The following is a 13,282-nucleotide window of genomic DNA, read 5'->3' as shown; positions in this document are numbered from 1 at the left end:
TTGAGTATTACTTTTATTTTTTTGTTGGGCTTGGTAGCGTCAATTTTGGCTGTTTTACCTCCTGGTTTGTTAAACATTACAGCCGCTAAAATAAGTTTAAAAGAAGGGCATACCCGTGGTATTATGTTTTCTATTGGCGCTTCGTTGGTTGTACTATTACAAACTTATATTGCGGCCATTTGTGCTAGGTATTTAAAAATGCATCCCGAAGTAATTAGTATTTTACAAAAAGTGGCTTGTGTTATTTTTATTTTAATATCCATTTACTTTTTGCTCATTGCTAAGTCACAACCTAAAAAACAGGTAAAAGCTAAAACTAAAAGTAAACATAGTCGGTTTTTTCAAGGGGTGTTTTTATCGGCTTTAAATGTGTTTCCTATTCCGTTTCAGGCATACATGACTATTACTTTGGCTTCTTTTGGTTGGTTAGATTTTAGTACAACAAGCATTTTTGCTTATATGGCAGGAACATCAACAGGAACATTTGTTGTGCTTTACTTTTACATGTTTTTCTTCGATAAAATAAGCGAAAAGAAATTTACATCGCAAAAAAACATGAACTATATAATTGGAGGTATTACTGCTGTAATTGCTATTTTTACTATAATTAACATTATAAATAAAATGTAGTATGAAACCTGAAACGCTCACTTTTTTCGATAAGGTTTATGAGGTAGCAAAACAAATTCCTTTCGGAAGAGTAACAAGTTACGGCGCCATTGCAAAATATTTAGGAGCAGCAAGAAGTGCAAGAATGGTGGGTTATGCTATGAACGGGTCATCTGGAAAAGATGTACCCGCACACAGAGTAGTTAACCGAAACGGATTACTCACTGGAAAGCAACATTTTGATGGTACGAATTTAATGCAGCAATTATTAGAAAGTGAAGGCGTTGCTGTTAAGAACAATCAAATTCAAAATTTTAAAACTGTTTTTTGGGATCCTTCAGAAGCGTTATAAGTTTATGTAATTAAGTCCTAATTTTTCAAAAATTTATAAATAATTACAAAAGCTACTAGAAATTAATTTGAATTAAAACGAAAAGCCAGCACCTAAACTCACCGTAGAAAAGTTTTGATTTCCAATTTTTAAATATTCATAACCGCCATGTATTTTATATTGGTTGATGTAATAATTTATTAGCGCATTAAATTTATTTACCGTGCTTTGATTCACTAGGGTCTGATTAAAACTGCTCTCTAGACTAATAGGTTTTCCTAAAAATATTTCAGCGCCTAGTCCATAAGTAAATCCAAAGCTATTTACGTCGCCATCTACATACGATGCACCTAAACCCCACCAGCCATCAAACGCTTTTGTTCTTACACGATGGTATTTACCCAATGCCGTATAAATAGCAAGCGCATCATGACCAAAATTGGTGTTATTTTCCCAAAGTTGTAGGTAGTTTACCTCTAAGGCTAATCGGTTAAAAAAACGCATATCAACATTTAAATGATTGCCTTGAAGTTTTGGGTTTTCAAAAATATATTTAGTAGAAATAGTGGTGCGACCTATAGCAGAATTATCATTCCACTCATACGTGTAATGCCCTGTATTTGTTGTGTTATACACGCGTTTTGTTAAAATAGCGTTGTGACTTTTACTGTTATATTCAAACGGACTTTCAACTAACACACCATAAGCAGTGTATGCGAATAGGCCAATAAAAAGTTCGGCAACCATTTCGCCAAAATAGGAGTTGCTATTACTGCTAGAGCTATCGTAATTGTTAGTTTCGGTATAATAACCATTAGTTTGATCTTGTTTTTTTAAACTTTCTTCAGCTTTTTCAATTTTACTTTGTGCTGGAGCGAAATAAAAGGATAAAATAGCGAGTATAATTAGTGTTAGTTTTTTTGGCATAATTGATTGATTTTTTAGTCAATTTTTTCGGGCATAAATCGTGCCATTTTGTATAAATATTTTACATAGTTACATCAATAAATCTTCTTATTTCCATTTCAGCCTTCAGTCTTAAATGCGTATATTTGCCTCTTAGAATGATTCTTAATAAAACGAATGAAACTTAATAAAAAAGATATACTTAAAGCTTTAGAAACCATAACTGTACCTGGTGAAGGTCAAAATATGGTGGAAAGTGGTGCGGTAACAAATGTAGTCACTTTTGGTGATGAGGTTGTGGTAGATATCACCATAAAAAATCCGAGTTTACAGGCTAAAAAACGTACAGAAGTCGATATATTAAAAACCATACACGATAAAGTTTACGAAAAAGCAAAAATAAAAGTCAATATAAAGGTTAATGCTCCAGCAAAACCACAAGCCAATGTTATAAAAGGCAATCCTATTCCAGGAATTCAAAATATTGTGGCAGTAGCATCGGGTAAAGGTGGGGTTGGTAAATCTACAGTTACCGCAAATTTAGCGGTGAGTTTAGCTAAAATGGGCTTTAAAGTTGGTGTTTTAGATGCCGATATTTATGGGCCATCGATACCAATTATGTTCGATGTAGAAGCCGAAAAACCTCTAGCGGTTAATGTTGAAGGAAAATCGAAGATGAAGCCTGTTGAAAATTACGATGTAAAAGTACTATCTATTGGCTTTTTTACCCAACCTAATCAGGCGGTAGTATGGCGCGGACCAATGGCTGCAAAAGCATTAAACCAAATGATTTTTGATGCCGCTTGGGGCGAAATCGATTTTCTATTAATTGATTTACCTCCAGGAACAGGCGATATTCACTTAAGCATCATGCAGTCGTTACCAATTACTGGCGCGGTTGTTGTAAGTACACCACAAAACGTGGCACTTGCCGATGCTAAAAAAGGTGTGGCTATGTTTCAACAAGACAGTATTCAAGTACCAGTTTTAGGAATTATAGAAAATATGGCGTACTTTACTCCCGCAGAATTACCAGATAATAAATACTATATTTTTGGTAAAGAAGGCGCTAAAAACCTTGCGGAAGATTTACAAGTACCATTTTTAGGGCAATTGCCTTTGGTGCAAAGTATACGAGAAGCCGGCGATGTTGGGCGTCCGGCAGCATTACAAACGGCAACACCTTTAGAACAAGCTTTTGAAAAGTTAACCCAAAATGTGGTGCAAGAAGTAGTAAAACGTAACGATAATTTACCACCAACTGAAGCTATTAAAATAACAACCATGGCAGGTTGTTCGGCAGTTAAAAAATAAGATATGACAGCAGAAGAGTTAAAATTAAATGTAGAAAAAGCCTTAGAAGAAATTCGTCCGTTTTTACAAAGCGATGGCGGCGATATTTCATTACTTTCTATTGAAGATGAAAAGCTTGTAAAAGTACAGCTTAAAGGCGCATGCGTTGGGTGTAGTGTAAACCAAATGACACTAAAATCTGGCGTAGAAATGACTATTAAAAAATACGCACCTCAAATAGAGGAGGTTGTAAATATTGAAGTTTAAACAGATAATGCTAATTTTTTAGCAAAAACCAATATTAAATAAAAAAGAGAATTCTTAAAAGTTACATTTTTAAGGATTCTTTATTTTTTTGGTATAACCGTTACAAATGCAGGCTAAATAGTTTAAAAATAGCTTTTCAAGCCTTAAATTTGTGGCATAAAGTATGATGTGTTTTTTATAAAACATTAACAAAGAATAAATGAGCGATATAAACATTAAAATAACAGATAGAGACGGTGTAACTCACGATATTGTTGCGCCAACTGATATGGCAATGAATTTAATGGAAGTGGTGAGGTCTTACGAATTAGCCCCAGAAGGCACCATTGGTGTTTGCGGTGGTATGGCCATGTGTGCGTCTTGCCAATGTTATGTTTTAAGCGACACCGAATTACCAGAAATGGGCGATGACGAAGAGGCAATGCTTTCTGAAGCCTTTGATGTAAAGGATAATAGCCGTTTAGGATGCCAAATACAAATGACTCCAGAAATGGAAGGTTTGGAGGTAGAATTAGCACCAGAAAGTTAATTTTAATTTATTCTAAATAAATTAACTATATTTGCATCCGAGTTATGAAAAATGAAACCGCAAATAGTTACGAAATTAAGCATCTTACCTTTTGTAAGTATGAGTTAATTACGCCAAATAAGACCATTACCTTAAGCTTTCCGCAAATGCTTGAGTTAAGACGTAACATAAACGAACTAACCACGTTTGCTTCGTTAACGCGCATCGTAAACAACGAAAATTTCGTTTTACTTTTTGTAGCCGATAAACAACATCTTATTTATTTAGAAATTCCGCAATTACTCCATTTAAAAGAGGAAATAGAGCTGTTCTTTCATGCGCCAGCTTCTATCTTAGTTTAAATTAAATTTATATTTATTTAGACTTCCTATAAATTTTATTTATAATCATTCTGTGCCTGCTTTTGTTGTAAATTTGTGTAAAATCAAACGGTATGAACACAATAGTAAGAAAACAAATGTCTATTCACCCAGACGTGATGGACATGTTAAATAATCAAATAGGAATGGAAATGAAAGCATCGGCAGCTTATTTAGCAATGGCTTCTTGGTGCGACCAACGTGAACTTTTAAACAGCAAAGCATTTTTTTACAAGCAAGCTGAAGAAGAAAGAGAGCACGCCATGAAAATCTTCAAATTTGTTAACGATAACGGTGGTGCCGCAATTTCACCAAACGTGACTAATGTTAACAACGAATTTGAAAGTTTAAAATCGATTTACGAAACAGGTTTAGAGCATGAAATTAGTGTAACAGAATCTATTTTCAAGATTTTTAAAGCTGCTAGAGAGAAAAACGATTTTATTACCGAAGTATTTATGCAGTGGTTTGTTTCGGAACAATCTGAAGAGGAAGATAGCTTTAGAAGCATTCTTGATATTTTCGATTTAATGGAAGGTATGCCATTAAAAATGATTGACGAAAGAATTCCTACTGAATAATTTACAGGAATTTAATAATATTTAGCTGAAGCTGTTTCAGCGTTTAAAATGTTCTTAGTTTGTCCACCAAACTAAGAACATTTTTTTTATCTCGCCGTTTGGTGCTTTCATCCAGAATAAAGCTGAAAATTTATCGCTAATATAACTTTCCGCAATAGTTTTAAAAGTCTCGAAATTGTTCCAATCGACATGCGTGTGCGGGACAATTAACCAATCTTTCTTGGTTGGTATATAAAATTTGAAATCTGCTAATTGTTTTAAGTCTCTTTTAGTAACATAATGGCCGTAAACACAGGCATTATTTAGAGTTTTTAAATGAATGTTTTTACCAAATGGTAAAAATAATTGCGCCTTAAAATATACCTGTTGCTTTATGGTTTTGGCGTTTAAATACAATGCTTCTAAGTACGGTTTACAAACCTTGTTATAAAGTAAAGGCAGTTGTTTGTTTTTTAGTTTTGTAAGTTTTTCTAGGAGTGAATCTTTTCTATTTGGACCAATAAAGTGATCAATTTCGGTAGCGCCAACAGTATCATCATACACGTAGAACTTATAAATTATTTCTAAATGTATAGATTGATTATCTTTTAAAATTAACGCATCTAATTCGCCTAAGGTAAGTTTGTTATCTTGTATTTGAATATTTTCAGCAAGAACGATTACATTTTCATGTTGCTGTATTTGAAACGATACCAAACGCTCTACATATTTTCCTAGTCGTAAGTTATCATCAATAGTAGCGTCGATTTTTGAAGGAAACGTATCAATTTCGAATTGCTGTAGCTGGAACACGGCATTGCCTTCCCAAAGATTTGGTGTTTTTAAAAAGCCTTCGTAGCGTTTTTGTAGCATCTGTATTTATTTCCGCGAAAGCGAAACCTTAATTGGTTTTATAGTCTTGCAACTTTCTTGGGCCTTCTAGCAAAACTCTAACAATTTGCAATGTACCATCGTCTTTGGTTGCTATTTGCCATTTTATAAGCGATATTTCGCCGTTTTCAATTTCTATACCAGTTATACTTCGTGGATGTACACAGCTACCGTCATTAAAAAAGGCAATATCTCCTGGTTCGGGAAATCGCGGTCTGTGTGTATGACCAACAATGGTTAGTAAATTGTTGTTTTCGGCAATCCAACTTTTGGTGCGTTTTTCAACTTTTATTAATTCGGTATAGTTTTTTGCCGGACTTGTTGGGTCTGCAATTCCCATAACGTTTAGCGGTTTCCAAAGAATACGGACTAAAAAACGACTCCATTTCCAGAACAAAAAGTTCCACCAATCGGCTTGATGGCCATGGGTTAAAAAAAGTTCTTGGTCTGTTCTGCAGTGTTTTAAAACAATGGCTTCGTTATAAGTTATATCTCCAAAAAGTTTAACGTCTTCGCCGACTTTAGGATCGAAATAGGTAGATAGATGTTTCTTTACATAGTTTTTGTTTCGGTAAACCATGTCGTGGTTACCCCAAATCATGTGTAATCGGTTTTCTTCATGAAATTGTTTCATGAGCATATACACATTTTTGTGCGCGTTTAAAATAGACTCGAAAGTTAGATTTTCCCATAGCTCATCGCCATCGCCTAATTCGCAATATTGAAAACCTTCGGCGTAATAATGCTTTAAGGCGTGAAAATAGATATTACGATTGTTGGCAAAATCGTCGGCAAAACTATTGTCGCCACGGTGGCAATCGCTAAATAGTATAAATTTGCTATCATCGTCAAATTCTACGATTTTAGCATTTTTGTAAGCATTATCAAGTCTTTTTCTCGAAGAAACCATAAAGTAAAAGTAAACAAAAAAGCGTTTCCACATCGATAAGTATCGAGAGAAACGCTTTTTTTAGAAACTATAAACTAATCGGATTTACTTTTTATACAATGGGTCTGCGCCAATGGTGCCTATTAAACTATCTAAATAAGCTTCTGTTTGCGCATTTTTGTAAAGTGCTTTTGTTTTATTTAAACGCTCGTTAATATTCATATCTTCAACTAAATGTGCATTATTTGTATCTGCAATAAAGTTTTCTAGATAGGCGATTTGCGATTTATAAAAACGAATGTCTTTTTCTTGTTTTAAATTCAATCGGGTTTTGTACCAATCGCTGTTAACAACATAATCTCGTTCAAAATACTTGCGTAATTCGGGATGGCTAATGGCTTTACCTTCATAATGCCCGTAAGCCATAATGTGTAACAAGATTTTTAAAGGTGGAATAGCGGCTTCTACGCTACCATCTTCAAAGTAATTTAAGGCTACTTTTTGTTGCGCTTCAACAATGTTGTTAATGCCATCAACGTAATCTTCTAAACCTTGTAATTCTGGTTTTAGCATACGCTCGTTAAACACTGCAGTTGGTTCATCAAATAATCGGTTTAAGCATAGTAAGGCAAACTTTTTAGTAATTCTGTAACCTAGTCGGCTAGCCAAAACAGGTTTGCCTTCGTGCTCAAAATCCTCTAATTTTTCCAAAGAACCATTTGCGATAAGATTCTTAGCATCGCGATCTTTTGGAGTCATTCTCGCCCAAATTTCTGGAATTAAAAGACTCACATCATGATCTATTTTATTTTCTGCCCCCACATAACCAGCAGCTGTACTAAAGCCGTTAGATTCGGTTAAAATATGAGATAATAGCGCATTATTTAGGTCTGTAGTTGGTGTAAGCATGTTAAAGGGTGCTTTGGTAAGCGCTCCTTCTGTACCAGCTCCGGTTGTAGAAGGAGACTTACCTGTTAAACTACAAATGAAATCCATGAACAATTCTGGCGTTTCTTGATAATGAATTGGGTTATATACCGCAAGAGGTCTTATGCCTGCTTCTTTATCAACGGGATTATTTCTTCTACCAGGTAATACAGCATTTACAACGTGAATTACTGGATCTTCTGGTTTTATTTTTCGGTGTAAACGTACGCCAATATCAGATATGTAAGACGCCTCGGTTTCTTTGTAAAACTTGTTAGGTTCTAAATAACGTGGGTTTTTTGTTGGACCATCTTCCACAAGTCGTGGGTGCGATGGTAATACAAATTGAACATCGTCGCTCTCGTTATTTACAATATCAAGAATAAAATCTTGAACAGGTTTTGTGTATTTATCAAAATTGATGGTGTCTTCGTAAATTTCAATAGCATCTTTTTTGGTTAACATTTCGTAGTTTGTTAAAAATCTACCATTAGAAATTATATCTAACTCAGCACCTTTATCGTAACCTCTTACAATAGCTTCGTCTGGTCGTTGAAACAGATGCGCCTCACAATTGGTTACCACTTTTACACTTTTATTAGTGTATTCTGGGTTTAAATTTTTAAACTGATTTTTAGGTAAGGTTATAGATGCCGAAATATCGTCTTCGGTTTGTATTTTTTCGCTTGCTGAAAAGTCCGAACGTAATTTATTTAGCATCCAGTTTCCTTGCTGATTAAAGCCAATACGCACATAACTACCCACTACAGGATTGTTGTTGTACATGAGTGCTGTACCTTTTACGCCGTTAATAATTTCTACAGACATCATGTCTTTCCAGTTTAGGTTGGCGCCATGAGCTTGTCTGAACAAACGTTTAACAAAAAGGACTAGTGAGCGCACATGCACAGGGATATTTTTTAACCATTCGTTGAATTCATCTGAGTTTTCATCAGAAGGCGTTAGTAACTTCACTACAGATCCTAAGGTTCTTTTTTCACTTAATAATGATCTAGAAAGTGGACGGTTGGGGTCTTTAATTTTCCAGCGTGTAGAGTAGTTGTACTCAATAATCTCGTCGGCTTTTTTGAAATCTTCTTCAATATTTTGCAAATTGAATCGGCTGTAAGTGATGGCGTTTTGCATAGATTTTGAGATTTCAGATTTTCCGCCACCAGAAACTGTACAAGGTTTGTGGCAAAATATGCCTTCTGGGAAAGTTTCTATGATGCGCCACAATTTAATCGATTTGTGCTTTTCTAACTTTAATTTATTTCCCGTTGGGTGAATATATGTTTTGTATGGCGATAGTTTTAAATTTTGTTCTTCGCCATTGTGTTGCCAAGTTATGCTATTGGTATTCGTGTTAAAATATGCCGTTTCTGGTATGTAAACAATATTAGGGTAGTTTTTATCTATGGCATAGTTTTCTGGTTTTATGTCAATTCTATCGGCTAACAGATGTTTAACATCTTCGAAATTATGATCCAAGCCGTAGGTTCTAAAATACTCCAAGCCGTTAACGGTATCGCCCATTATACGTCTAGCATAAGCAATGGCGCCGCCTGCATGTTCCTCTTCAAGTAACCCGTAAAGGTTTGCAGAGTAGCTAATTTGCGTTTTTATTTCCTTTTTAGAATAACCGTAATAATTATCGGCAATTAGCGTTACTACCACACCGCGTTCATCTCTACAGGTAATTTTAAAGGCACCACCATCGTTGTAAAGTTCGTTGTCGTCTAAATAACACATGCCTTCTTTACGTTGTCTTTCGGTCGCGTCGTTGTAATGAGGCAGTCCAACATCTTTCTTTTTAAGTTTTAAAAGTTGCGGAGCTAGAACAATACAACCCGTATGCCCTGTCCAATGTTCGGTATCTAGAGCCGCGTCATTTTTAGCTAGGTTAGGATTTCCGGCGTTGCCAAAAATATTTTCAACAAAATCAAGATTACTTACCAAGTTGCCAGGAGCGAAAAAGCGAACTTCTAACGATTTTTGTGTCGCAATACCTTTTACTTCTGGACAAACAACAGGTCTTAGTAACATCGATACCATGACTTTGGCTTTTTTCTCTTGATTGGCTGTAAATGGTAGCACTTTTAACTCTTCGGGTGCATTAAATGCAGCATTTAAAAAATGAGCAAATACCACTTTAGGAATTTCTTTTTTATCTAACGGAACAGGTAAAGTACCGGCAACGATATGAAAAGTACCTTTTGTAGTACGTTTATCGTGTAACGGATTGTTCAATATACCTTGTTTTAAACGTTTAGAGGTTACTAAATCGCTTTTAAAAGAGTTTCCATCTGGTGGTAAGCTGGCTTCTCGCGCTTGACCTTTTTTGGTTAACAATAAAGTGTTGTTTGGTAAGTTGTAAGGCTTATTTATACTGACATCTTTTAAATAGTCGTTTATGAAATTTTGAATTCTTGAATCTACTGGAGCATAGTGGTTAGATAAAAGTCTTGATTTTGCTTTTAAACTAGTTATTAAACCACGCGTTAATTTTTCGAATTTTGGATCACAAAATTTTTCAGAACTATCGTCTTTATCTTTAAAAGTAGGTTGACCAAGTGCAGCTAGTTTTAAGTTGATACGCTGTACGATATCTTTTCTAGTTTCTTCCATAATTTTGTTTCTTTAATGGTTATAACTTCCATTTAACTGGAAATCTTGAAACAAATTTAGATTTAGGAAGAGTAAAAAAAGATGACAAAAATCAGTATCAACCTATTTTTTTTAAGAAAACGTTTTCGTAAATCAATAGGGGTAATGTCTTAATTTTTAAGCTTTTCTGAAGCCAAAGGGAGGATGCGATTTATAAATTTACTATACGCCAAAGCGGAAGGATGCAAGCCATCGTTAGCTACTAAACTTGGATTATCTAATCCCATTCTGGTAATGTCTGTAATATTAACAAAGGTAATGCCGTTGTTGTTGCAATACGCTTTTGCAAAGTTGTTGTAAGTATCGATTTCTTTTGAAATATTGTTGTTGCCATTTCCAAAAGGCGTAAAAGCATAATCAGGTATTGAAACCACGATAACATTCGATTTGTCTCCTTTTGCATGTTTAATAGCAGTGTTAATTAACTGCGGAAATTCGTTTTCGTAAATTGAAAAGGGCTTGCCTTGATACTGATTATTTACACCAATAAGCAAGGTGGTTAAATCATAATCTTCTGAAGGTTTTTCGGTTGCTATGGCGTTAATTAAATTGGTGGTTGTCCAACCTGTTCTTGCAATTACTTTTAAATCGATTTGGTGATTTGTGTCAAAAACAGTTTTCAGACTATCTTTTAATTGCTCTGGAAATCTGCAAGCATTGCAAACACTTTCACCTATGGTATAGCTATCGCCTAAAGCGAGTATTTTATAGTTTTTTTGAGTGGTTGTGGTATCGCTAGGTGTTTCAATAAAATTGTCGTCGCTTAGAGCGGAATCGTTATCACTACACCCTACAATGAAAAACGATACTAGCATTAAAAGATATGTCATTGTTTTCATGTTTAGCTTTTTAAAAACATACGAGTAAAAAGCTGGTTAGGTTTTATTTAAAGGCGTTAAAGCCTGTAACATCAAGACCTGTAATTAGTAAATGGATATCGTGGGTACCTTCGTAAGTGATTACACTTTCTAAATTCATCATGTGTCGCATAATACTATATTCGCCTGTAATTCCCATGCCGCCTAACATTTGGCGCGCTTCTCGAGCAATATTTATAGCCATATTTACATTATTGCGTTTGGCCATCGATATTTGCGCCGAAGTGGCTTTATTTTCGTTACGTAAAACGCCTAAGCGCCATGTTAAAAGTTGTGCTTTGGTAATTTCGGTAATCATTTCGGCAAGTTTTTTTTGTTGCAACTGAAATTGTCCAATAGGCTTACCAAATTGTATCCGTTCTTTACTATAACGCAATGCCGTATCATAACAATCCATAGCAGCACCAATGGCACCCCAAGCAATACCATAACGTGCAGAATCTAAGCATCCAAGAGGTGCGCCCAAGCCAGATTTATTTGGGAGTAAATTTTCTTTTGGGACTTTCACATTATCAAAAATAAGCTCGCCAGTAGCGCTTGCTCGAAGCGACCATTTATTATGTGTTTCTGGTGTTGAAAAACCTGCCATACCGCGCTCTACTATTAAACCATGAATACGGCCTTCTTCGTTCTTAGCCCAAACCACTGCAATTTGCGCAAAAGGCGCATTGCTTATCCACATTTTGGCACCGTTAAGTAAATAGTGATCACCCATATCTTTAAAATTGGTAACCATACCACCAGGGTTACTACCATGATCGGGTTCGGTTAAACCAAAGCATCCCATCCATTCGCCACTAGCTAATTTTGGGAGATACTTTTGGCGTTGCGCTTCGTTTCCATATTTGTAAATAGGATACATTACCAACGACGATTGTACAGAGGCCGTACTACGAACACCAGAATCGCCACGTTCAATCTCTTGCATAATTAATCCGTAGCTAATTTGATCTAAACCAGCACCGCCATATTTTAAAGGGATATATGGACCAAATGCACCTATTTCGGCTAACCCAGAAATTATTTGTACAGGAAATTGTGCTTTCTGTGCATAATCTTCAATTATTGGAGAAACATCACGTTTTACCCAGTCGCGAGCCGCTTGCCTTACAAGTTTATGCTCGTCGCTAAGTAATTCGTCTATATTGTAATAATCGGGAGCTTCAAATAAATCTGGTTTCATGTTTTTTTGAAATTATTCAGGTTTCAAACAAATTTATTTAAAATATTTAATAGAATACAGGTTGTTTTGTGAAATGTTTAATTCTTTCAGTTATATATCCGTTTGTTGCTGTCATGCTGAGCGCAGTCGAAGCATCTTTATTGTATCCTCAATTTTTTTGTGGAGCTTATGGTAATGCTATCATAAGATTTTAAATTCTTACATCTTAAGATAAAAATCTTTAGTTAATTCGATGTATTCTGGCGTGTATTTATGGCGCTCGGTTTCAATGGTTAAAGTTTCTATTTCTGTTTCGGTTTCTTCAAACGAAAATGATATCAAACTTCTTTTAATTTCGGCATCAGGATTGCCTTTTACGTGACAAATTTTGATTGGTGAAAGTAGATAGTCTTCAGCTAATTCAATAAAATATTGTTCTTCCTTATAGGGTATAACTACCGAAAATATGCCATTTTCAGAAAGTAAAATAGCAACGCTTTGTAAGAGATGTTCAAATGGCATTGCATCATGAAAACGTGCTAAATCGCGAGAGGCGTTTTGGGTTTTATAATCTTCGGTATAAAAGGGCGGATTGCAAATAATTAAATCGTATTCGTCTTCAATTTCTTCGGCAAATTCTTCTAATGAAGCATGGTAACAAAACAAACGATCTCCCCAAGGTGATTGCTCGAAATTCTCCACGCATTGTTCGTAGGCTTGGTCATCAATTTCTAGAGCATCAATAACTTCGGCATGACATCGTTGTGCTAACATTAAAGCAATAATACCTGTGCCCGCACCAATATCTAAAACTGAAAAAGGGTTGTTGTCTATGCTAGACCAAGCACCTAATAAAACACCATCTGTACCTATTTTCATGGCGCATTGGTCTTGGTTTACTGTGAATTGTTTAAATGCAAAAGGAGTGTTTGCCATTATTTTTTTCGATAAAATTAAGTTAAAAAAGTAAAAAAATGTTAAAAAATGTAATTGCGTAATCCAAAAAGAGTTATA

Annotated in this window: 14 protein-coding genes; 7 read left to right on the top strand and 7 right to left on the bottom strand. The window is 35.1% G+C overall.

All coding sequences use genetic code 11. The features are described 5' to 3' along the window. Both PK35_RS03410 and PK35_RS03405 read left to right on the top strand, forming a co-directional pair. The gene (locus tag PK35_RS03410; protein ID WP_044625299.1) at window positions 1–630 is read left to right on the top strand and encodes a LysE family translocator; all 630 of its coding nucleotides are present in this window, start codon (window positions 1–3) and stop codon (window positions 628–630) included. Window position 631: 1 nt separating this feature from the next. Next, on the top strand, window positions 632–961 hold the full coding sequence (locus PK35_RS03405; protein ID WP_044625298.1) for an MGMT family protein: 330 nt from the start codon (window positions 632–634) through the stop codon (window positions 959–961). Between the two features lie 72 nt (window positions 962–1,033). On the opposite strand, the gene PK35_RS03400 is transcribed toward PK35_RS03405, so the two are convergent. Next, window positions 1,034–1,867 (bottom strand): hypothetical protein, encoded by an 834-nt coding sequence (locus PK35_RS03400; protein WP_044625297.1) that lies wholly within the window; start codon window positions 1,865–1,867, stop codon window positions 1,034–1,036. A 156-nt stretch (window positions 1,868–2,023) separates the two neighbouring features. Between PK35_RS03400 and PK35_RS03395 the strand changes: the two genes are divergently transcribed. From PK35_RS03395 to PK35_RS03375, 5 genes are all read left to right on the top strand, one after another. Further along, entirely contained in the window at window positions 2,024–3,160 is a 1,137-nt protein-coding gene (locus PK35_RS03395; protein WP_044625296.1) for an Mrp/NBP35 family ATP-binding protein, read from the top strand. A gap of 3 nt (window positions 3,161–3,163) precedes the next feature. Continuing rightward, entirely contained in the window at window positions 3,164–3,406 is a 243-nt protein-coding gene (locus PK35_RS03390) for a NifU family protein (RefSeq protein WP_044625295.1), read from the top strand. Window positions 3,407–3,605: 199 nt separating this feature from the next. Continuing rightward, the gene (locus PK35_RS03385; protein WP_044625294.1) at window positions 3,606–3,935 is read left to right on the top strand and encodes a 2Fe-2S iron-sulfur cluster-binding family protein; all 330 of its coding nucleotides are present in this window, start codon (window positions 3,606–3,608) and stop codon (window positions 3,933–3,935) included. A 44-nt stretch (window positions 3,936–3,979) separates the two neighbouring features. After that, window positions 3,980–4,276, top strand: coding sequence for a hypothetical protein (locus tag PK35_RS03380; protein WP_052825863.1), 297 nt, complete (start codon window positions 3,980–3,982; stop codon window positions 4,274–4,276). 92 nt (window positions 4,277–4,368) lie between these two features. Then, window positions 4,369–4,875: a ferritin gene (locus tag PK35_RS03375; protein ID WP_044625292.1), complete on the top strand. Its 507-nt coding sequence runs from the start codon at window positions 4,369–4,371 to the stop codon at window positions 4,873–4,875. A 54-nt stretch (window positions 4,876–4,929) separates the two neighbouring features. Here PK35_RS03375 and PK35_RS03370 read toward each other — a convergent pair whose 3' ends face one another. The 6 genes from PK35_RS03370 to PK35_RS03345 all read right to left on the bottom strand — a co-directional run bounded on the left by PK35_RS03370 (window position 4,930) and on the right by PK35_RS03345 (window position 13,204). Then, window positions 4,930–5,727 (bottom strand): DUF1853 family protein, encoded by a 798-nt coding sequence (locus tag PK35_RS03370; RefSeq protein WP_044625291.1) that lies wholly within the window; start codon window positions 5,725–5,727, stop codon window positions 4,930–4,932. A 28-nt stretch (window positions 5,728–5,755) separates the two neighbouring features. Beyond that, entirely contained in the window at window positions 5,756–6,655 is a 900-nt protein-coding gene (locus tag PK35_RS03365) for a metallophosphoesterase family protein (RefSeq protein ID WP_044625290.1), read from the bottom strand. A gap of 84 nt (window positions 6,656–6,739) precedes the next feature. After that, window positions 6,740–10,189: a PPi-type phosphoenolpyruvate carboxykinase family protein gene (locus tag PK35_RS03360; RefSeq protein ID WP_044625289.1), complete on the bottom strand. Its 3,450-nt coding sequence runs from the start codon at window positions 10,187–10,189 to the stop codon at window positions 6,740–6,742. A 149-nt stretch (window positions 10,190–10,338) separates the two neighbouring features. Beyond that, the gene (locus tag PK35_RS03355; RefSeq protein WP_316930161.1) at window positions 10,339–11,058 is read right to left on the bottom strand and encodes an SGNH/GDSL hydrolase family protein; all 720 of its coding nucleotides are present in this window, start codon (window positions 11,056–11,058) and stop codon (window positions 10,339–10,341) included. A 52-nt stretch (window positions 11,059–11,110) separates the two neighbouring features. After that, the gene (locus tag PK35_RS03350; protein WP_044625287.1) at window positions 11,111–12,289 is read right to left on the bottom strand and encodes an acyl-CoA dehydrogenase family protein; all 1,179 of its coding nucleotides are present in this window, start codon (window positions 12,287–12,289) and stop codon (window positions 11,111–11,113) included. Window positions 12,290–12,487: 198 nt separating this feature from the next. Further along, window positions 12,488–13,204, bottom strand: a complete 717-nt coding sequence (locus tag PK35_RS03345) for a tRNA1(Val) (adenine(37)-N6)-methyltransferase (protein WP_044625286.1) — start codon at window positions 13,202–13,204, stop codon at window positions 12,488–12,490. Between the last annotated feature and the right edge of the window lie 78 nt (window positions 13,205–13,282).

The sequence above is a fragment of the Neotamlana nanhaiensis genome, assembly GCF_000943555.1.
In the GTDB taxonomy this organism is placed as follows: domain Bacteria; phylum Bacteroidota; class Bacteroidia; order Flavobacteriales; family Flavobacteriaceae; genus Neotamlana; species Neotamlana nanhaiensis.
The sequence above is the reverse complement of the archived record's forward strand: the minus strand, read 5'-3'. Positions and strand labels throughout refer to the sequence as shown.